A 25,197-nucleotide genomic window follows, 5' to 3' on the forward strand; every position below is an offset into this window, starting at 1 on the left:
GGCAGACCGCGAGGCCATGATGGCGGACAAGACGCTTCGAACATCAAAACGGACACCCGAGCAAGACGCAAAGGGTCAGTCGGAAAAGGACCACAAGGGCGGCGGAAACGATGGCGTCGCCAGCGCCGATCCGCGGGTGATCTCCGGCAAAAAAGACGGCGACGCGACATTCCCTGTCAAGGGACCGAAGAAATAGCTATGAGCTCATTGGCAGGGCATCTGGCGGTGTCATCAATGCCACTGAGAAAATTGACGAACGGCTCAAGTCATTTCGCTAAAAGCGACAGAGTTAAGGCCGGCCTTCCCGACTTGCCGCCCGCCAAGTGCGATCGCGGCAATCGTCGATCCGCATCGGCCATGTCGTGTCTCCTACTGCGTCGCGATGACACTTTGCTACCGTCACCGACGCGGATCACCTTCAACCCTCCGGAGTTGCATGACGCGCATCGGCCTCAAGGCGCTAATGGCAGCCTGGAAATCAAGCGACCTTTGAAAAGAGAGCGACGTCGCATCTGGCTAAACCATAGCGCCATCGGTGATCGGTTGTGGCAACCCGGCTCTGGTAGAACAGTGAAAGCTGACTGCCATCGATCATCACCGTCGAGTGGCCGTTCTCGCCCGGTTGACCTGGCTCCAACACCGGGCCGATCGAAACGTAAGGCCCGCTGACCTCGTCGGCGATGGCAAAAAACACCCGTTGCCGGTTTCCCCGAAGGCCATTCGGAAGAAAGCAGGTGGCGTTGAGAAGCACCCGGCCGTCCGGCAGCTCGATCAGTTGCGCGCCCTCAATGCCCCATTCGTAGTCGGGATCATCTCTGGTGTTATGGTGGGGAACATCGTTGTGGTCGAGGATTTTGCCGATCCGCTTCCATGGACCGAACCACGAGTCGGACTGGCTACGTGCCAGATAGATGTCGGGCTGAGGCACCCTGGTGAATTTTGGCATAGCCGAATAAACCAGGTAGCGCCCACCGCCAATGACTGCTGGATGCGGATCGTAAATGCCGTCCTCTTCCGTGTCCGGGATGGCCAGAATGGCCGGACTGAGGACTACCCAATGGAACCCGTCGTTGGAAACCGCATGCTCGCAACGGCCACCCGACTTCATGAATTCCGTCTGAATGAACATGTGGAAGACGCCGCACTCGTGGGTCACACCGGGAGCCGCAACACCAGTGCCGTTGATTGGAAGTTCGATCGGATCATGCTCGGCCCACGGCCCATAAAGATCGGGCGCCGTGGCATGCAAGATTCTCCACGTCTCGGTGGTGACCGTGCCGCTTGACCCGAAGACGTGCCAGACACGGCCATCGAAGACAGGACACGGGTCCTTGAGATCATCCACGCTTTGCGGATGAAACAGTGGAAAAACGTTGGTTTCAAAGTTGATGTTCATGTCAGCCCCGGAATTCGCCTCGGCAGTCGGAGACGCGCAGAGATACAGGCGAATCATTGATGTTAGGCACATTCTATAGCCAACGAGTTGAACGCAAATACGGCAATGCCGCTGTCCACCAGCATTCGTCGTTCAACCACGCTTTCAGTGGCGGCCGGGTTCCGACAGCCGCCCTCGCCTCCGCAACCAGATCCCGCTTCGTGCGTGGACCAAGCGGGCGACCGGGCCTTCTTCATTTCAGTTGGAACAACTCACCTGATCGAAAGTTAGGAGCTGGAACTAAGTAGTTCTCTCCATTCGCGATTAACAAATGTTAATCGTAACATAAATAGTGTCACAGAGGGAGTATGTCAATGGAAGCGGCCTTTGGCGGGGTAACCGGCAGTCAATATGTTCGTCGCGAAAATATACTGGTTTGCTTCTCCCACTTACGATGGAATTTTGTTCACCAGCGTCCGCAGCATCTCCTCACTCTCGCATCCGCTCAGCAGCGAGTGGTCTATTTTGAAGAACCCGTTTTCGAAGAATTGCCGCAGCCGCTGATGCGGACGAGCGTGGCATCGGAAAACATTCTGATTGTCACACCAGTGCTGCCGCTTGGCACGTCGGCCGCGAAAGCAGATGCCGTCCAGCGGAGATTTGTGCAGCAGACCATCGCTTCTATGCCGCATAGCCGGCTGATCGCCTGGTACTACACCCCAATGGCTCTCCGCTTTACGGAATTCCTCGACCCGGACATATGCGTCTATGACTGCATGGACGAACTCTCTGCGTTCAGGAATGCGCCCCCCGAGCTGGGCCAGATGGAAAAGGCGCTTCTGCGCCGCGCGGATCTGGTTTTCACCGGTGGTCTAAGCTTGTTCGAGACCAAGCGTCACCTCCATCCCGCCATCTTTCCATTTCCGAGCAGCATCGATGTGAGGCACTTTCACACCGCAAGACAGCCAGGAAGGGACCCAGCCGACCAGGCGGGCATTCCTTCCCCGAGGGTTGGATATTTCGGCGTCATCGACGAGCGGCTGGACGTCGATCTCGTGGCGCTAGCGGCAAAGACAATGCCGGACGTGCATTTCGTCATGCTCGGTCCGGTTGTCAAGATCGACCCTGCAAGCCTGCCGCAAGCCGAAAACCTTCATTGGCTTGGGCCGAAAGCCTACTGCGATCTGCCCGACTATTTGCGCCATTGGGACGCCGGATGGATGCCGTTTGCCCTCAACGAGGCGACGCGTTTCATCAGCCCGACCAAGACGCCGGAATTTCTCGCGGCGGGTCTGCCGGTGATCTCGACGGCAATCGTCGACGTGGTTCGCAGTTACGGTGCTGCCGGGCTGGTGGAAATCGCCGACTGTGACGATCTGGAAATCAAGCTGCGCTCCGTTCTTTCGCGACCGCGTCAGATGCTCCTGCAGCAAGTCGATGCCTACCTTGCGGACATGTCCTGGGAACGGACATGGAATGCCATGGCAGCTCACATTGAGCGCGCCTACCAACGCAAGAAGGTCGTGCCCCTTCGCAGGAGTGCATAGCCATGTTCGATTGGCTAATCGTCGGCGCGGGTTTCGCCGGCAGTGTGCTTGCCGAAAGGATAGCGTCGCAGCGTCAAGAAAGCGTTTTGCTGATCGACCGCCGCAGCCATGTGGGAGGCAACGCCTACGACTGCTACAATGAAGCCGGCATCCTCATCCATCGCTACGGCCCGCACATCTTCCACACCAACAGCCAAACGATCGTGGACCACCTTTCGCAGTTCACGCAATGGCGGCCGTACGAGCACAGGGTGTTGGCGGCCGTGGACGGGCAACTGGTTCCCATCCCGATCAATCTCGACACCATCAACCGGCTTTACGGGCTAGACCTGACCTCGGCACAGCTGGAGGATTTCTTCGCGTCGCGACGCGAAACGGTGGAGGATGTCCGAACGGCTGAGGACGTCGTCGTCAGCACCGTGGGGCGCGAGCTCTATGAAAAATTCTTCCGCGGCTACACAAGAAAGCAATGGGGCGTCGATCCCAGTCAGCTGAGCAAATCCGTCACGGCACGAGTGCCGACCAGGACCAACCGTGACGACCGCTATTTCAGCGACAGCTTCCAGAAAATGCCGGCCGGCGGCTACACGCGGATGTTCGAACGCATGCTCGATCATCCGAACATCAAGATCATGCTGCAGACCGACTTCCGTGAAATTCGTGAGAAGATACCGTTCAGGCGCATGGTTTATACCGGCCCGATCGATGAATATTTCGGCTGGCAGCTCGGGCACCTTCCGTACCGTTCGCTTCGTTTCGAGCACGTTACACTGGATTGCGAGCAATTTCAGCCGGTTGCCGTGGTCAATTATCCCCAGACGGAAGATTACACGCGCATTACCGAGTACAAACATCTGACCGGCCAGCAGAGTTCGCGGACCAGCCTGACCTACGAATACCCCACGGACATCGGGGACCCGTACTATCCCGTGCCCCGGCCCGAAAACGAAGTGCTCTATAAGCGCTATGAAGCGCTCGCGGCAAGCTGCCCAGACGTGTGGTTTGTCGGTCGGCTTGCAACTTACCGCTATTACAACATGGACCAGGTAGTCGGACAGGCTCTGGCCACTTTCGCGCGCATCCAAAAAAGCCTCCCGGCCTGGGCACGCACGGACGAGCCGTTGTTGGCCGAGCCGAGAAGATAGTTTCTTCCAAGACGGAAGATCGGGCGGGTATCAGAAGGAGAAACTCGATGGATACAAACTTCAACTCGGAAAGCCGTGAGATATTTATCGTCGGCTTGCGCAACGCGCACGCCATGGAAAATCAAGCGCTGTCGATCATGAAGCCTCAGGTCGAGCGTATAGAGAACTATCCGGAGGTGGCCGATCGCTTGCGCCGGCACATTCAGGAAACCGAAGGCCAGATCACGAGACTCGAGTCCGTCCTGGAGGGCCTTGGTGAGGAGCACTCCACCCTCAAGGACACTGCCTTGTCGATGGTTGGCAGCGTGGCCGCCATTGGACATTCGATGGCCGGCGACGAGATCATCAAGAACAGCCTGGCGAATTTCGCATTCGAGAACTACGAGATCGCTGCCTACAATTCGCTGCTGGTACTGGCCGACGCCGGGGGCTTCCAGGATGCTGAAAGGGCCCTCAAGCAGAACCTGAACGAAGAGGAAGCCATGGCCAACTGGCTCAAGGAAAATCTGAGCGACGTTACCATGCGATATGCCAGGCTGCGCGAGGCTGGGGCGACTGCAAAAAGCTGATGCACCGCACCGGCGCGGGCGGCGTTTCGAAACAGACGCTCGCCCGCCCCTCCCTCGTTTTAGGCCTCTTCAAGGCGTCGTGTCCGCCACGAGAAGAGCTTGCTGACGGGCCAGTTCATCTGCTGTGGGTTTGCGCAGGTGTCGCCTGCCATCAGCCTGGATGACGGAAAACAAACCGACCTCGGCATGTCGCGAATTGTCCCAGCCCGGGTAGGCCGTTATCGGGTACAGGCAAATACCCTCGATCGGCGCTCCGAGACTGATTGCGGAACGCACCTCGTCGCAGACATAATGGAGCCAAGCCGGCCCGCCGGATCCCTCGGAGCCGGTCTCCGCAATGAACATCGGCTTGCCGTATCGATGAGCAACTTCTAGCAACATTTCCGACAGGGCGCGGTACTCGTGGTGTCCCATCGGAATCGTCGGCCCGTTTACGTACCATTGATTGTGCGGGTAAAAATTCAAGCCCACGACATCGACAACATCTTCGCTCCCGCCCAACTCAGGTTCGACGCGGCCCAGCAACATGTCGTAAGCTTCGAACTGCCCCTGTCGGGCGTTTTCGGCCCGGCGCCGTTCGCTGCGGGTCCGGTCACGAGGGGCGATATGGATAAGCGGCTCGGCCCAGACAAATCTGCAGGCGGGATCGATCTCCCGCATTGCACGAACACCCGCGATGGCGGCCTTCACGAGGTGCCGCTTGAACCATCCACGTTTGTTCGGCCCCACGCGCGGGAAATAGCCGACCTCAACAGCCCATGCGAAAAAGGAGATTTCGTTGATGGGACACAACAGAGGCGATGTTCCGGTGATCGAACGGTGTACCTTGACGGCTTCTGCCGCGAACGAGGCATAGGCGTCGATGAAATGCGGCGAGCCCTGATCGACATGGTCCGGAGATCCGTAGTGAAAGATGTCCCAGATTACCTGAACACCTGCCGATCGGGCTGCCTCGACCATTGGCGCCCAACTTGACCAGTCATAGGTTCCGGGAGCGGTTTCGATCAAATGCCAACGCAGGCCGTCGCGGATGGTGCGAAGGCCGAGTTCGGCGCAGCCGCGGTAGTCGCCCAGGGCATGCAAATTATGCGAGGTCGCACGAATAAGATCGAGGCGAACGCCGTCCTTGCGCCGGTGCGAGGAGCATTCAAAGCCTGCCATGAAAAAACTGGCGAAGCGCGAAGCTTCCGGAACCGAGGCCTCCGTCTGGCGTCCCACTTCGCTCATTTTTCGAAGTCTCCTTTGGGCAATCGGCTTCGAACTCGGCCGCCTTGTCCGGACCGGGAACCGCGTTGGCGAAATGCCGAATTCAGTCGGGCGCGCCCCATGTTCGTTGCTCAGTCCAGCTCGTCCTTGCGTGGCCGGGTAGTGCCGAACCCATTGGTAGAGCCTTTGTTCCGGTGGTGAACTGTCCGGGAGCCGCGTGGCAAATGAGGAACAAGGAGGCCCGTCCCAAGTTCGGGGCGATGTACCGCCGCCATCATCCACTCGAGCGGCTGCTCGGCAACAACAGAGGCATGGGATCACATGACCGTTCAGATTCGACTTTCCGAGATCGACCACGCCAGGCGCGAGGATCGTGGCGACGGCGCTTGGAGCATCGCACCGGACCTGGGTTACTTGCGGCTAGCAATCGTGAATGTCGTGTTCTTCGGCGCACCGGGCAGCGGAGATCGGAACTGGGTGTTGATCGATACCGGGTTGCCGACGTCTCGCAGCAGCATTCTAGCGGTCGCGGAAAAGCGGTTCGGCGTCAACGCACGGCCGGCTGCAATCATCCTGACCCATGGCCATTTCGACCATGTGGGAACGGTTCTAGAACTCGCAAATGGCTGGGACGTGCCTGTCTTCGCTCATCCACTCGAGCACCCCTATTTGGACGGCACCACATCCTATCCGCCACCGGATCCCTGGGTTGGGGGTGGACTGATGGCGCTGCTTTCACCGCTTTTTCCACGCGGGCCAATCGATCTTGGCAGCCGTTTGCAACCCTTGCCCGCCGATGGATCGATCCCCGGAATGCCCGGATGGCAATGGCTGCACACACCCGGACATGCCCCTGGGCATATCTCGCTCTGGCGCGAGCAAGACCGCTCGCTCATCGTAGGAGACGCTTTCATCACCACCGGTCAGGAGTCGGTCTATGAAGTCGCCATTCAGGATCTCGAGATGCACGGTCCGCCGCGCTATTTCACGCCAGACTGGGATGCAGCGGAAAGGTCCGTGAAGCATCTGGCTGCCTTGGGCCCCCAGATGGTCATCAGTGGGCACGGCGCGGCTGCTGCGGGAGTGGGCATGCGTCAGGCTCTCGACAACCTGGCTGAGCGGTTCAGGGTATTCGCCGTCCCGCCGAAATTGAAATTCGTGCGCGAGCCAGCGTCGCCGATAGCTAGGCCAATCGAGCCGCCATCGTTCTGAAATTATGGTCGGATTGGCCAACGCGGGACCATCGGACAGAGTAACTCGGTCCAGCGGAACAAACCCGGCCGGCGACAGTTGGGGCACTCGCTCAGGGGGCGACACCCTGCGAAGTGCCGCGAGGTTCCGCGCCATGGGGAGGCTCAGATGGAAACCCGATGAACGCATGCTTCTAACGCGCGTTCCCGCAAAGAGAGATTGCAGAACCGGTGTTGTTGCCATCCAGCCCTAAGTTGACACGCCAACTGCTCTGGATCCTCGGAGGCGCATTCTTGCCCGGTTGCGCGGGGGGAGTGCTCGATCCCCAAGGACCAATTGGCGTCGGCAATCGCACGATTCTTTTGAACTCGCTGGCGGTGATGCTGGTGATCGTTGTTCCCACGCTTGTTGCGCTTCTGGCATTCGCCTGGAAGTTCCGCGCCTCGAACAGCAACGCCCGCTATAACCCGGAGTTCACCTATTCGGGACGCGTGGAGTTGATCGTCTGGTCGATCCCGACGCTCACCATCCTGTTCATTGGCGGGCTGATCTACTACGGATCGTATCAGCTCGATCCACGCAAACCGATCCCTTCTAGCCAGCCGCCGCTCGACATTCAGGTGGTGGCGCTCGACTGGAAATGGCTGTTCCTCTATCCCGAGCAGGGCGTGGGTGCTGTCAATCAACTGGTTATCCCCGCCGGTGTTCCAGTGCGTTTCAAGTTGACCTCGGCCAGCGTGATGAACACGTTCTTCGTGCCCCAGCTTGGCAGCATGGTCTACGTCATGAACGGCATGCAGACCGAATTGCATCTGCAGGCCGACCGCGAGGGCAGCTTTTTCGGCCAGTCGGCGCACTTCAGCGGCGACGGCTTCTCGGATATGAATTTCAGTGTGAGCGCGGTTTCAGCCGATGCCTTCACCCGCTGGGCGTCATCGCTGCGTGGCGGGGGCGGCGTGCTGAATGCCAATGCCTATCGCGAACTCGCCCGGCAAAGTACAAATGTGGCGCCGGCTTCCTTCGGTCATGTCCAGCCTGGGCTGTTCGAAGCGGTCGTTCAGCAGACGCTCCCACCGGGTCCGGGGCCTGCTGAGAGCGCAGCCAGCGGCGAGCCACAGGTGAGCCCAAGGGCATTCCCCGCGGCGGCGGCAACGATGACCCATCATCCACAAGGGGCAGAATGACGATGCTGGGCAAGCTCGACTGGTCGGCCGTTCCTTTCGATCAACCCATCCCCCTCGGCGCAGCCCTTGGCGTCTTTCTGGCAGCAGCCGCCGTGCTTGGCTGGATAACGGTGAAGGGCTACTGGCCATATCTGTGGAGCGAGTGGATAAGCTCGGTCGACCACAAGCGCATCGGCGTGATGTACATTGTGCTGGCGATGCTCATGCTTCTTCGTGGTTTTATCGATGCTATCATGATGCGCACACAACAGGTGCTGGCGATTCACGGGCCGGGCTACCTCCCGCCGGAGCATTACGACCAGATCTTTTCCGCGCACGGCACGATCATGATCTTCTTCGCCGCGATGCCGTTCATGATCGGCCTGATGAATTTCGTCGTGCCGCTGCAGCTTGGCGTACGCGATGTCGCTTTCCCGACGCTCAATTCCGTCAGCTTCTGGCTGACGGCTTCCGGAGCCCTGCTGGTCAACATCTCGCTTGTGGTCGGCGAGTTCGCGCGCACCGGCTGGCTGCCCTATGCCCCTTTGTCGGAAACCACCTACTCGCCGGGCGTCGGTGTCGATTATTATCTGTGGGCGATCCAGATCTCCGGCGTCGGCACGCTGCTCACCGGTGTCAACCTGGTGACGACTATCCTCAAGATGCGGGCGCCGGGAATGGGCTATCTGCGAATGCCGATGTTCTGCTGGACCTCGCTCGCGTCCAACCTGCTCATTGTCGCAGCCTTCCCGATCCTTACCGCCACGCTCGCAATGCTGACGCTGGACCGGTATCTCGGCTTCCACTTCTTCACCAACGAAGCCGGTGGAAATCAGATGATGTTCGTCAACCTGATCTGGGCGTGGGGCCATCCCGAAGTATACATCCTGGTGCTTCCCGCCTTCGGAATCTTCTCCGAGATTTTCTCGACTTTTTCATCGAAACCGCTGTTCGGATACCGTTCGATGGTCGCGGCCACGATGTTCATCTGCATCGTCTCGTTCATGGTCTGGTTGCATCACTTCTTCACCATGGGTGCCGGAGCGGACGTTAATGCCGCCTTCGGCATCGCCACGTCGGTCATTGCCGTGGGAACCGGTGTGAAAATCTACAACTGGCTCTTCACCATGTATGGCGGGCGCGTTCGTTTCGACACGCCGATGCTTTGGGCACTGGCTTTCGTGACCACCTTCACCGTCGGCGGCATGACTGGCGTCCTGCTTGCCGTCCCGCCGGCCGACTTCGTGCTACACAATTCCCTTTTCCTCGTCGCGCATTTCCATAACGTCATCATCTCCGGCGTGTTGTTTGGAGCATTCGCCGGCTTCACCTACTGGTTCCCCAAGGCGTTCGGCTTCCGTTTGCACGAAGGCTGGGGAAAGGCGGCATTTTGGGTCACCTTGGCCGGCTACATGCTGGTCTTCGTACCGCTCTATATTGTCGGTCTGCTCGGCATGACGCGGCGCCTGCAACATATCGATATGGACCTTTGGGCACCGTGGCTGGTGGTGGCCGCTTTCGGCGTGGTGGTGATGATCGCTGGCGCGGCGCTGCAGATCACACAGCTTTTCGTTTCGGTCCGGCATCGCGACAAGTTTCGCGACGAAACCGGCGACCCGTGGGACGGGCGTTCGCTGGAGTGGTCGACATCTTCTCCTCCTCCTGTCTTCAATTATGCACGGCTGCCTCACGTGGAAGACGAAGAGCCCTACTGGAGCATCAAGCAACGAGGGATCGAACAGAGCTCGGACGAGGAAAAGGCATATGAGCCGATCGAGATGCCTCGCAACAGCCCGACTGGCTTCGTCACCGCCTTCTTCAGCACACTGATCGGCTTCGCGCTGATCTGGCATATATGGTGGCTGGCGATCGTCGGCTTCATCGGCGCCTACGCAACCTTCGTCGTATTCGCCTGGCGCGATCATGGAGACTACGAGATCCCTGTCGACGAGGTCGCCCGCATCGATCATGACCACAAGGCAGCCCAGTTTGCCTGGCTGCGCGGGTGGGAGCGCCCGGCATGAGCGATCACGCATTCTCCGGCGACATCAGCGCCGGCACCCAGGCACGGGACCCGTATCGGCTTAATCACACCGGTCGGCATGCGGTGCGCTCTGCGACGGGCCACGGAGAAGGCGGCCCGGCCTCAAAGTTCGTCACGGTGACCTACGGCTTCTGGATCTTTCTCCTGTCCGACATCATCATGTTCTCGGCATTTTTCGCCACCTACGCCGTGCTCGCCAAGGCAACCGCCGGCGGACCGACAGGCAAGGATCTGTTCGAACCGACACGGGTTGCGGTCCAGACGGGCCTTCTGCTCACTTCGAGCTTCATCGGCGGCGTGGCAACACTCGCCACCCGTCGCAGATCAATGGCTGCCACGCAGTTCTGGCTTCTCGTCACGGGGTTGCTCGGGGCAGCGTTCCTGTTCCTGGAACTACAGGAGTTCGCGGCAATGATCGGCGAGCAGGCAGGCCCCTCGCGCAGCGCATTTCTTTCTGCCTTCTTTGCGCTCGTTGGCTGCCACGGTGCCCACGTCGGTCTCGGCCTGCTCTGGCTGGGAACGATGATGGCGCAGCTGTGGGTCAAGGGCTTTCGGCCCGACATCTTGCGGCGGCTCCACTGCTTCGGGCTCTTCTGGCACGCCCTCGACATCATCTGGGTTGCCATCTTCACCCTGGTCTATCTGCTGGGAGCATCGTCATGACCGAGTTCGAGAGCAAGACCGGCGAGTTGCAGGACCGCCGCGATTCAGCGCCGGGCGAGGAACACATAAGCGAGCACGAAACGGCTGGGGGCCTCTCGGGCTATGTGCTCGGCTTCGGCCTGGCTATCCTGCTCACGATCGCGTCATTCCTGGCGGCGCGAACCGACCTGATTTACCAGCCCGCGGTCATCTCGGCCCTGGTGGTGCTCGCCGTTGCGCAGATGGGCGTGCATCTTGTCTTCTTTCTGCACCTGACCACCGGGCCGGACAACACCAACAACATCCTGGCGCTGGCCTTCGGCGTGCTGATCGTCGCGCTGGTGGTTCTGGGCTCTATCTGGATCATGGCCCATCTGAATGAAAACATGGCTGCCATGACACCCCATCAAGCCGGAACCATGCCTTGAACGCTCCCCGCGAACGCACGGCCGCCCGCAGCGCCATTCGCACGGATGGCCCCAGGAGACAAAAGGCTCGTCAGATCTCGTGCTTTGGCTGGGCTGCGCGTAGGGCATCAAGCGCTAAGCGAACCGCATCGATGCCTGAGACGCTGGGCTGGATAGGCCTGAAAATCAGGCGGCCGTTCCGGTAGTCCAGGCCCAACGCCTTGCTGTTCCGCCATTGGGACGCCGACGGCTTGTTCCGAGGGGTGATCGCGATGGCCTCGGGACCGACATCGACTTTGCCGACGCCCAATTCCGACGCTGCTATTCGCAACCTGGTAAATTCCAGCAAAAGGGCTACTTCGCCAGGCATGTCTCCAAAGCGGTCCTCGAGCTCTTCGCTGAATGTATCGAGGTCCGGCTCCGAACGGATGCGGGAGAGCCGCGCATAGAGGCCAACGCGCACCGTAGGCTCGTCGACATAGCTCTCGGGAAAAGCCCCCTTTCCCGAGCCATTGATCTCGGCAAGTTGCTTGCTGAAGTTGGCCCCTCCGCCAGCCGCCGAGACCGCCCGCTCCAGCAAGTGCTCGTACAAGCCCACTCCGATCAGCTTCATATGCCCGGCCTGGTCTTCGCCGAAAAGATCTCCGGCGCCACGCAGGTCGAGGTCTCTTTGACTGATTGCCAGGCCGGAGCCGAGCCGATCGAGCGCAAGCATCGTCGAAAGCCGGGCCCTGGTGCCGTCGGCCAGTTCAACGCCAGGCTGGGTCAGAAGAAACGCAACGGCCTGCACCGCCCCCCTTCCGACCCGGCCCCGCAACTGGTGCAACTGCGCCAGACCGAACCGGTCGGGGCGCCAAACGATGATGGTGTTGGCCCGCGGCACATCGAGGCCGCTCTCGATGATGTCGGTGCTCAACAAAATGTCGCCATCACCGTCGGCGAATCCGACCATGACTTCGTCCAGCTGTCTCCCCTTCATTTCACCATGCGCCGTCTTGACCCCGAGTTCCGGCACCAGTCTGTTCAGCTGGTCACAGGCCGGGGCAATATCCTCGATCCGCGGGACCACGAAGAAGCTCTGTCCACCCCGGTGAAATTCACGCAGGAGGGCCGCGCGCACCGATGCTGGATCGAACGCTGCCAAGATCGTGCGAACGGGACGTCGTTTGGCGGGCGGAGAGTTTAGAACGCTGACGTCCTGGATGCCCGACAACGCCGATTGCAGCGTCCGGGGTATCGGTGTGGCGCTCATGCTCAGCGTATGGAGGCGAGGCGTCATGGTCCGCAGGGCCCGCTTCAACTTGACCCCGAACCGGTGCTCCTCGTCGATCACCAGCAGTCCAAGATTGGCGAAGGTGACGCTCCTGGACGCCAGGGCCTGAGTACCCACAACGACCGCAACCTGGCCGCTCCGCAGACCCTCTTTTGCCGCTCTCGCCTCCGCTGCCCCGACCATCCTAGAAAGGTGGGCGACCTGCAGGCCGGTTCCTGCGAAGCGGCGGCTGAACGTCTCATAGTGCTGTCGTGCCAACACCGTTGTCGGCGCTATGATAGCAACCTGTTTCCCGCAGAAAGCCGCGGCGGCGCAAGCACGCAGGGCGACCTCTGTCTTGCCGAAGCCGACATCGCCGCAGACGAGCCGGTTCATTGTTCTTCCCGACGAAAGATCATCGAGCACAGCGCGGATGGCGGCCGCTTGGTCGGGCGTCTCCGTATAGGGAAATCTCGCCGCAAAACGGGCCAAGTCCGTGCGGGAGGGCTTTATGATCTCGGCAGGCTGGCTGGACCTGATTTTGGCAAGACTCAAGAGGCGTTTGGCCAGCCTGTCGATCTCGCGCAACGCAGCTTCGCGTCGCTTCGGCCAGCCCTCGCCTTTGAGGCGATCAAGCGACACTGCCTCCGGTTCCGAGCCGTAGCGCCATATTCGTCCAAAGTCGTCGACCGGAACCAGCAAGGAAGCCCCGCCATGATATTCCAGTCTGACGACATCCTGTTGCTGGCCAGCCAACTCGACCTGTTCGACCGCGGCGAGCACGCCCAGGCCATGGTCTTCATGGACGACGACATCGCCAATGCGCAACTCGGGTTCGAGCATGCCCGTGGTCGCGCTCCCGCTCGCCTTTAACGCGGGCCCAAACAGGTCGGATGCGGCCACCACGGCGATATTGGATTGCGCGTCGACAAACCCTTCGTCGAGGACGAATTCAGCCTTGAGAACAGAGCCCCTCGCGGCCGAAAGGATTTGCGGCAAGTCGGCCGCTTCCTCTGCCCGCCGGCCTAGTCTCCTATCGAGCAGGCGATCTGCTCGCTGCAGTTCAGAGGCATCGCCGGTGAACACTACTCTGACTCCGGCACTCGTCTGCCCTCTGATGAATTCCGCGAAATCATGCCCGGGTCGGGCTTGGCGGAAGAATTTGGGAACTCCCACGGCAGAAACGGCTAGTCTCACGCAGCAGCGGTTAAGCAGAGCAGCGTCCCACTCTTCACGGGATAGGTAAAATCGTCCCGGCAAAGGTTTTTTCGTTCCGGCTGCCTCCTGCCTGGCACGACGTGCATCCTCGACCAGATCCAGAATTCTGCCGAGCGGCTGCCCGTCGGTCCCTTCAAGGAAGGAGATCGAAGCGCTGGATGCCGCATCGAAGACGGATGGCATAGCGCCATACGATGCGACCAGGCGCTCCTCCATCGACGTCGTGCGCATCGCTGTCAACTCAGGATGCTCACCAGCTTTAAAGATCAGCTCGGATGCCGGTCCGACCGTAATCGAGTCTCGAACCTGATCGCTGAGCTGACTGAGCGGGTCGTAGGTCTTGAGCTGCCGGATGCAGGCATCGGGATCAACGATGACGCGAACGGGGCCATCCGCGCCAGCAGGGAAAATATCGATGAGATCGCCCCGAAAGGCTATCTCACCCGGTTCGTCGACCCTCTCGTCGACGACATAGCCAATGGCTTCGGACCAGGTTCTAAAATCGTCACGGTCGAGCTTTTGTCCCACCTCCAGAATTGTGAAACCGCCAGCGATGACCGGAGCAGGCGGCACCCGCTGCAGAATGGCTTCGAGCGACATTACAGCGATGCGCGGGCGATCCGGCTTCGTTGCGATCTCACGCAACGCACGAAGCCTTCGCCCCATATTGGCGCGTGTGGGCCACACCCTGTCGTAAGGCAGGCAATCCCAGGACGGCAGCAAGATTATATCCGCGTCAGGCAGGAACTGACGCAAGGCGCCGGCGATCTCCTCGGCACTGCGTTCCGAGGGAGCTATATGGATGATGTGCTTGTCCCGACTGGTCTCCAGGCCACGGGCCAGCGCTACCGCGATTGCTGAGGATGGCGGTCCGCCGTGCTCTATCGCAGACCCGCTGTCATCCGTGTGATCGATTTGTTCGACATCCGTCCGCGAAATATGCCTGTTCACTGAAATCTCACCTTGCCACTGAGACAACGTCAGCGGAGCCACCCCGTTCCTGGCGGCGCATCAAAGAGGTCCAGGACGGGCTGCGGGTGCAGCCCTTGAATGGGCGGAGCGACAGGGTCAAAGCTGCGCCGTGATCGGCGAACTCCTGGGGCTGGCTGCCCAGCGGGAAAATTTCTAACCGAGCCTATGTCATAGGTTAATGCATTGCTGCCTTGCTCACCTATGGCTGTCCTAAAAAACTGGTGCTTCGATCATTCCGGGATCTTCAACCACGCTCGACGCTGGCAAAACGCTCCAGGCATGGGACCATGCCGCACGGCGGCGCCTTCTGCCGCCGCGCATATGTCCCCATGCCAGTCGGAACTTTTGGCGCGGATAATAGTTCGATCACCAACATCAGCCAGGTAGTCAATTTGTTCCCCACCTCATCCTCGGATGTACTCATTCGCAAGCTTCAGACCATCTCGGATCTTCGAGAGGCCGACATCGGCGTTCTGAAAGGCATTCCGATCCAGGAGAAGGAATATTTGGCCAACCACGATCTGGTGCGTGAGGGCGACCGTCCTGTTTACTCGTTTGTCGTTCTTGATGGCTTGGTCGGTTCCACCAAACATACGGGCGAAGGAAAGCGACAAATCACATCATTCTTCGTCGCCGGCGACATTCCTGATCTGCATGGGCTGCATCTGTCGGTCATGGATTGTAACTTCTCGACCCTTACGCCGGCGCGAATAGGTTTCATGCGGCATGACACCCTGCGTGCCGTTTGCGACCAGCACCCTCGCATCGCCACCGCTTTTTGGCGGTCGACGTTGATAGATGCCGCGATTTATAGGGAGTGGGTCATCAATGTGGGAAGACGCGAGGCATACACCCGCATGGCTCACATCCTGTGCGAACTGATTTTTCGCTTGCGCTCCATGGGGCGCATTGAGGATCACGTGGCGGATATCCCCATTACACAGGCGGCCCTTGGCGATGCGCTGGGTTTGTCCACGGTCCACGTCAACCGGATGCTCCAGGAACTACGACGCAGAGGCCTCATTGCCACCTCGGGATCAAAAGTTCACGCACTGGACTGGGCTGGCCTCACTCACGCAGGAGATTTCGACACGACCTACCTGCACCAAAGGAACCCCGCAGATTAGCAGTGACGGAAGCTCTCCGATGGCACGATTTTTCTTCGACAGCGGCGATGGCGATCTCATCTTCGAGGACGAAATAGGTGTCGAATGCGCTGGCCTCGAAGAGGTCCGCCGCGCGGGATTCGAGGGCCTTGTCGACCTCACGAGAGAGTCACTGAAGAGCGTCGACGGGCAGCAATTGTTTATCGAAGTGCGTGATGAAAACGGCGCCAAGATTTTGCGGCTGAGCCTCTCGCTTCGGGTAAAATCGAACGTATAAATTTGCACTCTACGCGCAGCGTTAGGCGAGCGGACTGGGACTGCAAACATCCACTGGCATGTCGTGTCTCAAAACCAGGCCACTTTTGAGCGACATGCATTAACCCATAGATTGTGCCTCGATTTGTGTACAGGACAGGGAACCATCAAAGAGCCGCCGAGTTCGTCCAACGGACAAGCCCGGAATCTAACATGGAAGAAATCGGCAAGGCACAACAAAAGGTCATAGCCCGCCTCATACGGGAGTGGATTTCATCGGACGCCAATCGTCGCCAGCTTCGCCAGTTGCTGGATCTGCCGACAGACGCGGACATGCCCAGCGAGCATCGGTCATTGCTTGACGAACTCGACCGAAAGCTCAACCAATGAGCGCCCCTGCTTTCGGGAGGGCTCCCGAGTGGATGCGAGCCGGTGGCGAGGGGAAAGGAGCTGAGGTCGACATCTGGTTGAGGCCGCCGACATTTGACCCAAGCAGACGCGAACGCTTTACGCCGGACGGCGCCGATTGGCCGAAGAAGAATGTTCGGTGGTGTTCGCGGAGCCGCGGTCCGATTCCTAAAGGTGAGTTTCTGCACCTTGCTGCGCGTTTAAAAGTTGAGAAACGGCAGTTATGATCTGCGGCAGAAAAAAGGGCTTGGTGATCATTATGCTGTTGGGCACGCCTTCCGCTCCCCAGTGTACCGCGCTGTCGCCACTGATATAGACAACCGGGATGGTCGAGTTGGACCTTCGCAAGTGCCGAGCGACCTCCCACCCCGACTGTCCTGCTCCCAGACGGATGTCCGTGAGCACGGCCTTGAACTTGGTCGGATCGGGGTCGAAAGCCGCCAGCGCCTCGGCGGCACTCCGAGTGCCGACCACCTGGAAGCCGGCCTCCTCCAAAGCTGACTCGAGGTCGAGCAGGATCATTGTCTCATCTTCGACGATCAGAACAGCACCTTCGCTCATCCGGAATCTCCCCAAGCCGCCCGCTAATACGATTTCGGCGTCAACTTGGTTCCATCTGACGCGCAGCAGCCTGTTGGTTATCGAAGCTCTACGCTGCCTCGGTTGCGCGGCGGACTTGTGACGTCGGGAAGCCGCCGTGGAGAACGCCGACGCCGGCTTAGCTGCGTCCACAGCCTTGGACAACGAGGCTGATTACAGGCTGTAGCCGACGCTGAACCGTTGCCGACGAGGTCGCTTTGATCAAGCGTTCTCCTGATCTCCAGAAGCTTGCTGGATCTGCGTCATCACCTTTTGGGGATCGACATTCTTGGCGAGTTCCGGCAGCTCTTTGTCGGCCGGGGTCGAGATATTCAGACGCGCCGTCAAGGCAGCCACCATCTCGATCAGCCGCGTGGTTTCATGTTCGTTTAGAAGGCTGATCTGCAAATCCAGTTCGGCTCGGCGCTCGCTGTGGGCGGCCATTCTGTTCTGATTGATCAGCACAAAGGTAGACAGGAAGATTGCCTCAACCGAGGCGACCATGGCCAGGATCACGAAAGTCGGGTCCCAGGCTGGGACGGCTGGTATCTCGCCAAGGTTTGCGAGGACCCAGACGACAAGAATTGCAAGGTGCAGATAGACGAAAGTCATGCTTCCCGCGAAGCGCGAAACAGCGCCGGCGACCCACGCTTGAACGCCTTGGTGCTCTTCTTGCTGCCGCCTGTGCTCGACCAGCGCCTGTATGTTCTGGTGGAGCACCGACTGCATGTCGGCTGGACGTTGGTCGCTCATTTGAAAGCCCCGTTGGAGATCATTCCGTGCAAGCGGCGTCGCTTATCGCCGGTGGCTCCCGCGAGGCCGGATCTACCTTGAACTCGTCGGCACGCGACTTGGGTCGCTGCCGACGGCCCGCTTGGAACAAGGCGTGCCGCCCTGCAATAGTGTGCACCATGCCGACCACTGCTTGCGGGGCGCTCTGATGAACCATATGGCCGGCGCCCGGAACCACCTCGAGGAGAGACCCACCGACTTCCGCGTGCAAGCGTCGTGCATCGCGTTGCGCGTCGAACAAACGATCCCCGGATCCCGCCATGATGCCGGTGGGCACGGCAATGTCCCTATAGTTGGCTTTTCCCAACAGGGACGCGGCCAGCATCGATGCTGTCTCCAGAGAAACCGCCCGCAGTTGGGAAGGGCGGCTGGCGACATCTTTGGCAAGTGCGGCGAACTCGCCGGCGACGACGGCGGGTTTAAAGATCTTCTCCATTGCCCAATGCCAAGCAAGCCTTACAAGCGGCGGCAGCAAGGTGTGACGAAACGCGGTGCCGATCACAGGCAGTGCAGGGAGTGCGGCCAGTGCAAGATCCAGCCGCGGTGGCGGATAGTAGTAACCCGAGACCAGCACGATGCCGGCGACCGATGGAGAATGCCTGCGCGCCAATTCGAGGGCGATCCAAGCTCCCCAGGAATGTCCAAGCACGAGGTATTTCTCTATACCCAGCCCGCAGGCGGCGGCATGTATAAGGTCGGCTTGGTCGCGAGCGGACCAACGCCGGCCGCGCGGCCGTGAGCTTCGCCCAAAACCGGGACGATCAAATGCAAGCACCCGATAGGTCTTTGCCGCCTCATCGAAGATGCCGCTCGACTTGAAATCCTCCGCCATGGATCCATTGCCATGCAGGAGAAGCAGCGGCATGCCGGTTCCGGCTTCGATAAAATGCAGGCGCAGACCATCGATCTCCATCACACGTCCGCATGCCCGGCCGGCAATCGCACGTTTGGCGCGGATGGCGTTGTATGCCGCCAGCGCCGCCAATGAGGCCGCGAGCAACCCGGTCGCGAGTTTCGGTCCATCTCTGTCGAACGCCATGCCGTGCCTGTTGGAAACCATCTGCCGAACCCAACTCTCGGGGCGAAAGCTTGTTCCGCCAGACAAGACAACGCTGTACAACCGGCTCAAGCGGCTAAAGTAGGCCTTCTCCATGGAGTTGGGACCGTTAAGCCTGGGCAGCGCTGCTGCCTCCCAGTTACCAATCACCCTGCCAACGTGCGCGCACGGCAATCATCAGCATGGCCGCTTCCGTCATCCCGGTCTGGAAAAGTCTGACCAGCTCTCTCGCGATGGATTCTGCCGCGGTAGTGTCCGACGAAATCTCAAATTCCTCACACAGCGCGTCGAAAACCGACCGAAGCGTTTTCAGATCGTCTGGATAGAGAGCGTCCGTATTCGTAAGAATGGGTCGGTCAAGCATCAAACGTCTCCAAACGAGTGAAGTGCGGTTCGGGCACCCAGCCAGCGGGAGCTCGTCAAGTGCCCGCTGGTTTCCCCTTTATCCGCCACAGCGCGCCAAGCTGTCATTAACCTATGACCGGTGCGGCGTGTTCGGCTGACCGGCCCCCCAAAGAAACTGCCGTCCTGCGGGGAACTCTTGGCCGCAGACTGCATTTAAGTCCGGGCAAAACGGGGGCGAAATGGGGGCCACTTCAAGCAATCCGCGATCTGAACTGCAGCGCTTCGAGCTTTTGGCAGCGTTGGGCGACCGTATCCGCGAGATTACGGATCCCGCAGAACTGGCCTACGCAGCCGCGGAACTGCTGGGGAACCATTTTGGCATCAGCCGAGCCGGATACGGCACGATCGATCTAGAGAAAGAAACGATCACCATTGACAGGGACTGGAACGCGCCAGGCATCAAAAGCCTGGCTGGGACGCTGAATTTCAGGAACTACGGCTCGTATATCGAGGATTTGAAGCGAGGCGAAACCGTTGTCTTTGAAAACGCCGAGACAGATCCGCGAACCAGCAGCCATGCGGAGGCACTCAAAGCCATCAGCGCCCAATCCGTCATCAACATGCCGGTTACCGAGCATGGCGGGCTGGTGGCGCTGTTATACCTGAACCACTCCGCGCCCAGACGCTGGGCGACGGAGGAAGTAGCCCTCATTTCGGCAGTCGCGGACCGGACGCGTACGGCGATAGAACGCCTTCGCGCCGAACTGGCCCTGCGTGAGAACGCCGAACGCCTTGCTTTTCTCGACCGCCTCGGCAGGGAGATAGCCCTCGCGGCCGACGCCGATGCTGTCATGCAGATCACCACTCGGCTCCTCGGCGAACATCTTGGCGTCTCGATTTGCGCCTATGCCGACATGGAGCAGGACCAAGACCATTTCACCATCCGCGGCGATTGGAGCGCACCTGGCTCGCCCAGCATCAGGGGATATTACAGTCTTGCCGATTTCGGTCGCCTGGCTGTCACCAACCTCAGCGCCAACAAGCCGCTTATCATCAACAACAACCTTGAGGAAATTGCTCCCGAGGAAGCGAAGACCTTTCAGGATATCGGGATAACGGCAACCATCTGTATGCCTTTGGTCAAACAAGGCCGACTGACTGCCCTGATGGCCATCCACGACAAGCAGCGCCGCGTCTGGTCGCAACGCGAACTGTCCTTGCTGACCGAGGTGACGGAGCGGTCCTGGGCTCACATCGAGCGCGTTCGCTCGGAACAGGCGGCACGGGCCAGCGAGGAGAGGCTGAGGCTTGCCACCGACGCGGCCGCTATTGGCACCTGGGATTACGATCCCATCAGCGGAGTGCTGCGCTGGGACGACCGGTGCAAAGCCCTTTTTGGTTTGCCGCCGGACGCGGAGGTGACATATGAAAGCGCCTTCCTGGCGGGCCTCCACCCGGAAGATCGCGCACGGGCCGACGAGGCCGTACGCCAGTCGCTCGCGCCGGGCACCCCCTCCCGCTACGACATCGAATACCGGACGATCGGCCTTCGGGATGGCAAGGAGCGCTGGATTGCCGCAACCGGGGAAGCGCTTTTCCAGTCCGGCCGTGCGATCCGCTTCATCGGCACCGTGGTTGATGTCACCGCGCGAAAGCGGGTGGAGCATCAGCTTCAGTTGATGAACGCTACTGCGGCAGCCGTGGCGGCCGAGCTTGACGTGGAGCGAATTGTCCAGACGGTAACCGATGCCGGCGTCGTGCTGTCGGGCGCACAATTCGGAGCTTTCTTCTACAATGTGATCGACGACAAGGGCGACAGCTATGTGCTCTACGCCCTGTCGGGGGCACCTCGTTCTGCTTTCGAAAACTTTCCGATGCCGCGCAACACCGCGGTGTTCGAGCCCACTTTCCGCGGAACAAGCGTGGTGCGTTCCGACGATATCCTCACCGATCCGCGCTACGGCAAGAACTGGCCCCGCAAGGGAATGCCGGAGGGCCATCTGCCGGTGCGTTCCTATCTCGCCGTGCCGGTCGTCTCGCGTTCGGGCGAGGTGCTGGGTGGCCTCTTCCTTGGCCATCCAGAAATCGGCGTCTTCGCCGAACAGCAAGAGGCGGCCTTGCTGGGGCTTGCGGGCCATGCCGCGACGGCAATCGACAACTCCCGACTGTTCAAGGCGCTGCAGACACTCAACGGCACGCTCGAACAGCGTGTCAAAGATGAAGTAGCGGAACGCGCCAGAGCAGAAGAGCACCTGCGCCAAGCCCAGAAGATGGAAGCTGTCGGACAGCTCACCGGTGGCATCGCGCACGACTTCAACAATATGCTGGCCGTCATCATCGGCGGCCTGAACCTTGTGCAGCGCAAGCTCAGAAACGGCGATACCAACGTCCACCAATTCGTAACCGGCGCGATCGATGGAGCACAACGTGCCGCAGAACTTACCAGGCGACTGCTCGCCTTTTCCCGCCAGCAACCACTGGCGCCGAAGCGGCTGAATCCAAATCGCCTCGTCTCCGGTATGAGCGAATTGCTGAACCGGACGCTTGGCGAGACCATTCAGATCGAGACCGTGCTCGCTGCGGGCCTATGGCATGTCGAGGCCGACGCAGGGCAATTGGAAAGCGCGCTGCTCAACCTTTGCGTCAACGCAAGGGATGCCATGCCTGCCGGCGGCAAGCTGACGATCGAGACATCAAACGCCCACGTCGACGATCGCTATGCCAGGGAGAACGCGATCCCCTCCGGCCAGTATGTGATGATAGCGGTCACCGATACAGGAACGGGCATGACTGCTGATGTTGTCGCAAGAGCTTTCGATCCGTTCTTCACCACCAAGGGGGTCGGCAAAGGCACCGGGCTGGGACTCAGCCAAGTCTATGGGTTTGTTCGCCAGTCCGGCGGCAGTGTGAAGATCTATTCCGAGCAGGGCATCGGAACCACCTTGAAAATATATTTGCCGCGCTCGCACCATGGCGTGCTCGACAGCCAAATCGACGTCGTGGCAGGCGAGCACCCCGGCTGTGCAGACGAGATCATCATGGTTGTCGAGGATGAAGATCGCGTCCGGCTGATGGCCGCGGAAGCGCTGCGGGAACTGGGCTACTCCGTGCTGGAAATGCAAGGTCCACGCGAAGCGCTGGTGGCCGTCGAAAGGGGGCAAGTGCCGTCGCTTCTGTTCACCGACGTGGTGATGCCGGAGATGTCGGGCCGGGAGCTGGTGGATCAGGTCAAGACAATGCACCCGTCGCTAAAAGTGCTCTACACCACCGGCTACACACGAAATGCGATTGTCCACAACGGCACGCTCGATTTCGGAACCGAACTTTTGACCAAGCCCTACACGATCGACGAATTGGCAGAGAAAGTCCGGAAGGTGCTGGATCGAAAGTGAACGGGCAACAGCCCGCGACGCTCGCCCCGTGACCGAACACGCCGTTTGCCGCGTGGGTGTGCAGCGAAAAGGGCCGGACACCGACATCATATTGACATGGCCCGGCTTCACTTTTCCGAGCCAGTATCCCTCCAGATTTTGTCGACCTCTTGCCCATCCGCCGCCTTGCTCATTGCCGTGATGGCGCAGCACGATCGAAATCTCGTTGCCGCCGGTCGCCAGTCGGAAAATCCCGGCGACAAATAAATGCCGCCTCTGGCTCCCTGCGATGCTCAACACTGAAGCTGCCGTAAAAATGCTCGCTGGCCGATGGCCGGATGGAACAATCAACTTGCCGGGATGTTCGGATGATCTAACCGGAGAGATGTCCATGTTCATGCACAACAAGCGCCTGCAATACACCGTTCGCGTCTCGGAGCCGAATCCTCGCCTGGCCTGCATGATCATGGAACAGTTCGGCGGCGCCGATGGCGAGCTTGCAGCGGCCATGCGCTATTTCACGCAAGGGCTTGGCGAGGACGATCTTGGCCGTCGCGACATGTTGCTCGATATTGCGACCGAAGAACTCAGCCATCTCGAAGTGGTGGGATCAATCGTCACCATGCTCAACAAGGGGCTCAAGGCACAGCTGGCCGAGGGCCAAATGAAGGAAGCGGACCTTTACCTGATGATCGGCGCCAGCGGCACAACAGCCAAGGAATCAATTCTGTTCGGCGGCGCTCCCGCGCTGTGCGACTCAGCCGGCGTTCCCTGGACCGCGGCCTATGTCGACTCGCGCGGTGAACCTACGGTGGATTTGCGGTCGAATATCGCCGCCGAAGCCCGCGCCAAGATCGTTTACGAACGCCTCATCAACATCACCGACGACCCGGGAATCAAGGACGCGCTCGGCTTCCTGATGACCCGCGAGATCGCGCACCAGAAGTCGTTCGAGAAAGCACTCTACGCGATCGAAAACAATTTCCCTTCCGGCAAGCTCCCAGGCGTAGAGAAGTACGCCAGCATGTATGTCAACACCTCTCAAGGCGACGGCGATGTCGCTGGCCCATGGAATTCCGGCGAAGAGTGGGATCGGATCGATGACCTTGAAGAGGTGATGCCCGTCGACGGCGGAGACGGCCTGGCAACTGTCAAGCTGGGGGCCAAAGACCTGAAGGTGGTGGCCAGGATGGCCGACCGTACGCTTTCCGATCCGGCTTCCGATCCGACAACAGGCGCTGATCTAGGAGCGGGCCCGGGAGCTGGCCGTACCAAGAACGCCGATTTCGGCGGCGCGGCAAGCATTCAGGAGGCCCCGGCCGTGGCAGAGGCTGCTGTCAAACGCGCACGTAGGCGTTAGTACAGAGCCGACATCATTGCGGGCATCTATGTTCCGCGATGCGGCCGGAAGCTAACACCGACGAAGGCAGGGCATCCGACCAGCAACGGACTGGCCGGAGCGCTCGCATCGACATCTGTGCTGAATGTGGGTGAAGCAACCATGGCCACCGCCGCACCACGATCAGATTCGGAGCGTGCGGGCCAGCCGGATAAGGTCCGTCCCGACGGTTGCGAGAACCGGTGCATCGTGACAATCGGAGCATCGGCCGGCGGCGTCGACGCGCTGAAGAGACTTGTCCGCGATCTTTCGCCGGACATCCCGGCGGCTCTCCTCGTCGTACAGCACGTTGGTCCCACGAGTTACCTCGGCGACATTCTCGGTCGCGCTGCCAACATGCCCGTTGCAAATGCCTCCAGCGGCATGAAGGTTAAAAACGGGCACATCTTCGTTGCACCGCCCGGAGCTCACCTTCTGTTACATGACGATCATATGCTGCTGCGGCGCGGGCCGCGCGAGAACCTGGCGCGCCCCGCCATCGACCCCCTGTTTCGATCGGCGGCCTGCAGCTTTGGCGGCAGCGTGATCGGCGTCGTGCTCACAGGCAGCCTCTCCGACGGCACCGCCGGCCTGCACGCAGTCAAGATGTGCGGAGGCGTCAGCGTAGTCCAGGACCCCGGCGACGCTGCGGTACCCGACATGCCGCTGAGCGCCTTGCAGAATGTGGAAATCGACCATTGCGTCCCTCTGTCCGAAATGGCTGGCCTGTTGCACAGGCTTGCTTCCGAAATCGCAGGACCGACACCAGAAATCCCGTCCGGCATCCGCCTTGAGGCAGCGATTGCAGCTCAGGAGCACAGCACAATGGAACTGACCGAAGGCCAGCTTGGCGCCCCCTCGACATTTGTCTGCCCCGAATGTCATGGCCCCCTATGGGAGATAGAAGACGGGCCGATTACCCGTTACCGCTGCCACACCGGACATGCGTTCGGGGCAGACGTTTTGATGCAGGCCCAGGCTGACGATGCGGAACAGGCGCTTTGGAGCCTTCTAAGAGCGCACCAGCAGCGGGCTGAGTTGGCGAAACGTACGGCAAAACGCGAAGCCGCGCGGGAAAGACACAGCCTGGCCAGCCAAATGGCTGCGCGGGCCGCGGAATACGAAGCCGACGCGAAACTTATTGAAGAGATCATCCATCGTCGAACGCCGTGACA

22 protein-coding genes are annotated in these 25,197 nt (G+C 60.1%); 15 read left to right on the forward strand and 7 right to left on the reverse strand.

The window, feature by feature from the left end; genetic code table 11:
- The first annotated feature begins 19 nt into the window (after positions 1 to 19).
- Positions 20 to 196 (forward strand): hypothetical protein, encoded by a 177-nt coding sequence (locus NLY36_RS06300; protein WP_156933215.1) that lies wholly within the window; start codon positions 20 to 22, stop codon positions 194 to 196.
- A 282-nt stretch (positions 197 to 478) separates the two neighbouring features.
- Here NLY36_RS06300 and NLY36_RS06305 read toward each other — a convergent pair whose 3' ends face one another.
- Positions 479 to 1,396 carry a glycoside hydrolase family protein gene (locus NLY36_RS06305; protein WP_023668035.1) on the reverse strand — a complete coding sequence of 306 codons (918 nt, stop codon included), beginning with the start codon at positions 1,394 to 1,396 and terminating at the stop codon, positions 479 to 481.
- A 353-nt stretch (positions 1,397 to 1,749) separates the two neighbouring features.
- Between NLY36_RS06305 and NLY36_RS06310 the strand changes: the two genes are divergently transcribed.
- Genes NLY36_RS06310 through NLY36_RS06320 form a run of 3 tightly spaced genes read left to right on the forward strand, consistent with a single transcriptional unit; the run spans position 1,750 to position 4,636 of the window.
- Positions 1,750 to 2,922: a glycosyltransferase family protein gene (locus NLY36_RS06310; RefSeq protein WP_023729506.1), complete on the forward strand. Its 1,173-nt coding sequence runs from the start codon at positions 1,750 to 1,752 to the stop codon at positions 2,920 to 2,922.
- A 2-nt stretch (positions 2,923 to 2,924) separates the two neighbouring features.
- Positions 2,925 to 4,067: a UDP-galactopyranose mutase gene (gene glf, locus NLY36_RS06315; protein ID WP_023696341.1), complete on the forward strand. Its 1,143-nt coding sequence runs from the start codon at positions 2,925 to 2,927 to the stop codon at positions 4,065 to 4,067.
- Between the two features lie 47 nt (positions 4,068 to 4,114).
- Complete coding sequence (locus NLY36_RS06320; RefSeq protein WP_023687824.1) at positions 4,115 to 4,636, forward strand: ferritin-like domain-containing protein; 522 nt, start codon at positions 4,115 to 4,117, stop codon at positions 4,634 to 4,636.
- Between the two features lie 69 nt (positions 4,637 to 4,705).
- Here the strand turns inward: NLY36_RS06320 and NLY36_RS06325 are convergent, their stop codons facing one another.
- Positions 4,706 to 5,863: a hypothetical protein gene (locus NLY36_RS06325; protein WP_023696342.1), complete on the reverse strand. Its 1,158-nt coding sequence runs from the start codon at positions 5,861 to 5,863 to the stop codon at positions 4,706 to 4,708.
- Between the two features lie 300 nt (positions 5,864 to 6,163).
- On the opposite strand from NLY36_RS06325, the gene NLY36_RS06330 reads away from it, so the two are divergent.
- The 5 genes from NLY36_RS06330 (at position 6,164) to cyoD (ending at position 11,310) form a co-directional block, all read left to right on the forward strand.
- Positions 6,164 to 7,054, forward strand: a complete 891-nt coding sequence (locus NLY36_RS06330; protein ID WP_023668030.1) for an MBL fold metallo-hydrolase — start codon at positions 6,164 to 6,166, stop codon at positions 7,052 to 7,054.
- A gap of 293 nt (positions 7,055 to 7,347) precedes the next feature.
- Positions 7,348 to 8,217, forward strand: coding sequence for a ubiquinol oxidase subunit II (gene cyoA, locus NLY36_RS06335; RefSeq protein ID WP_023733199.1), 870 nt, complete (start codon positions 7,348 to 7,350; stop codon positions 8,215 to 8,217).
- Between the two features lie 2 nt (positions 8,218 to 8,219).
- On the forward strand, positions 8,220 to 10,220 hold the full coding sequence (gene cyoB, locus NLY36_RS06340) for a cytochrome o ubiquinol oxidase subunit I (RefSeq protein ID WP_023736063.1): 2,001 nt from the start codon (positions 8,220 to 8,222) through the stop codon (positions 10,218 to 10,220).
- Positions 10,217 to 10,903, forward strand: a complete 687-nt coding sequence (locus NLY36_RS06345) for a cytochrome (ubi)quinol oxidase subunit III (RefSeq protein WP_023736064.1) — start codon at positions 10,217 to 10,219, stop codon at positions 10,901 to 10,903. The genes cyoB and NLY36_RS06345 overlap by 4 nt, the downstream gene beginning before the upstream one ends.
- Entirely contained in the window at positions 10,900 to 11,310 is a 411-nt protein-coding gene (cyoD, locus tag NLY36_RS06350) for a cytochrome o ubiquinol oxidase subunit IV (RefSeq protein WP_023668026.1), read from the forward strand. Before NLY36_RS06345 ends, cyoD begins: the two co-directional genes overlap by 4 nt.
- Positions 11,311 to 11,380: 70 nt before the next feature.
- Here the strand turns inward: cyoD and NLY36_RS06355 are convergent, their stop codons facing one another.
- Positions 11,381 to 14,710: a DEAD/DEAH box helicase gene (locus NLY36_RS06355; RefSeq protein WP_198020843.1), complete on the reverse strand. Its 3,330-nt coding sequence runs from the start codon at positions 14,708 to 14,710 to the stop codon at positions 11,381 to 11,383.
- Between the two features lie 212 nt (positions 14,711 to 14,922).
- Here NLY36_RS06355 and NLY36_RS06360 point away from each other — a divergent pair, with 212 nt between their 5' ends.
- The 3 genes from NLY36_RS06360 (at position 14,923) to NLY36_RS06370 (ending at position 16,482) form a co-directional block, all read left to right on the forward strand.
- The gene (locus NLY36_RS06360) at positions 14,923 to 15,858 is read left to right on the forward strand and encodes a Crp/Fnr family transcriptional regulator (protein ID WP_245260109.1); all 936 of its coding nucleotides are present in this window, start codon (positions 14,923 to 14,925) and stop codon (positions 15,856 to 15,858) included.
- Between the two features lie 19 nt (positions 15,859 to 15,877).
- Positions 15,878 to 16,114 (forward strand): DUF6894 family protein, encoded by a 237-nt coding sequence (locus tag NLY36_RS06365; protein WP_023668023.1) that lies wholly within the window; start codon positions 15,878 to 15,880, stop codon positions 16,112 to 16,114.
- 191 nt (positions 16,115 to 16,305) lie between these two features.
- On the forward strand, positions 16,306 to 16,482 hold the full coding sequence (locus NLY36_RS06370; protein WP_023687819.1) for a hypothetical protein: 177 nt from the start codon (positions 16,306 to 16,308) through the stop codon (positions 16,480 to 16,482).
- 186 nt (positions 16,483 to 16,668) lie between these two features.
- On the opposite strand, the gene NLY36_RS06375 is transcribed toward NLY36_RS06370, so the two are convergent.
- From NLY36_RS06375 to NLY36_RS06390, 4 genes are all read right to left on the reverse strand, one after another.
- Positions 16,669 to 17,061, reverse strand: coding sequence for a response regulator (locus tag NLY36_RS06375; protein WP_023687818.1), 393 nt, complete (start codon positions 17,059 to 17,061; stop codon positions 16,669 to 16,671).
- Positions 17,062 to 17,301: 240 nt separating this feature from the next.
- On the reverse strand, positions 17,302 to 17,832 hold the full coding sequence (locus tag NLY36_RS06380) for a DUF1003 domain-containing protein (protein ID WP_023736066.1): 531 nt from the start codon (positions 17,830 to 17,832) through the stop codon (positions 17,302 to 17,304).
- Between the two features lie 19 nt (positions 17,833 to 17,851).
- Entirely contained in the window at positions 17,852 to 19,024 is a 1,173-nt protein-coding gene (locus tag NLY36_RS06385) for an alpha/beta fold hydrolase (protein ID WP_245260254.1), read from the reverse strand.
- A gap of 43 nt (positions 19,025 to 19,067) precedes the next feature.
- Positions 19,068 to 19,292 carry a hypothetical protein gene (locus NLY36_RS06390; protein WP_023736068.1) on the reverse strand — a complete coding sequence of 75 codons (225 nt, stop codon included), beginning with the start codon at positions 19,290 to 19,292 and terminating at the stop codon, positions 19,068 to 19,070.
- A 220-nt stretch (positions 19,293 to 19,512) separates the two neighbouring features.
- Here NLY36_RS06390 and NLY36_RS06395 point away from each other — a divergent pair, with 220 nt between their 5' ends.
- The 3 genes from NLY36_RS06395 to NLY36_RS06405 all read left to right on the forward strand — a co-directional run bounded on the left by NLY36_RS06395 (position 19,513) and on the right by NLY36_RS06405 (position 25,195).
- Positions 19,513 to 22,665, forward strand: coding sequence for a GAF domain-containing protein (locus NLY36_RS06395; protein WP_023736069.1), 3,153 nt, complete (start codon positions 19,513 to 19,515; stop codon positions 22,663 to 22,665).
- A 370-nt stretch (positions 22,666 to 23,035) separates the two neighbouring features.
- Entirely contained in the window at positions 23,036 to 24,004 is a 969-nt protein-coding gene (locus NLY36_RS06400; protein ID WP_023691426.1) for a manganese catalase family protein, read from the forward strand.
- Positions 24,005 to 24,145: 141 nt separating this feature from the next.
- The gene (locus NLY36_RS06405) at positions 24,146 to 25,195 is read left to right on the forward strand and encodes a chemotaxis protein CheB (protein ID WP_023691427.1); all 1,050 of its coding nucleotides are present in this window, start codon (positions 24,146 to 24,148) and stop codon (positions 25,193 to 25,195) included.
- Positions 25,196 to 25,197: the final 2 nt, after the last annotated feature.

It is taken from the genome of Mesorhizobium sp. C399B, from assembly GCF_030323185.1.
GTDB lineage: Bacteria > Pseudomonadota > Alphaproteobacteria > Rhizobiales > Rhizobiaceae > Mesorhizobium.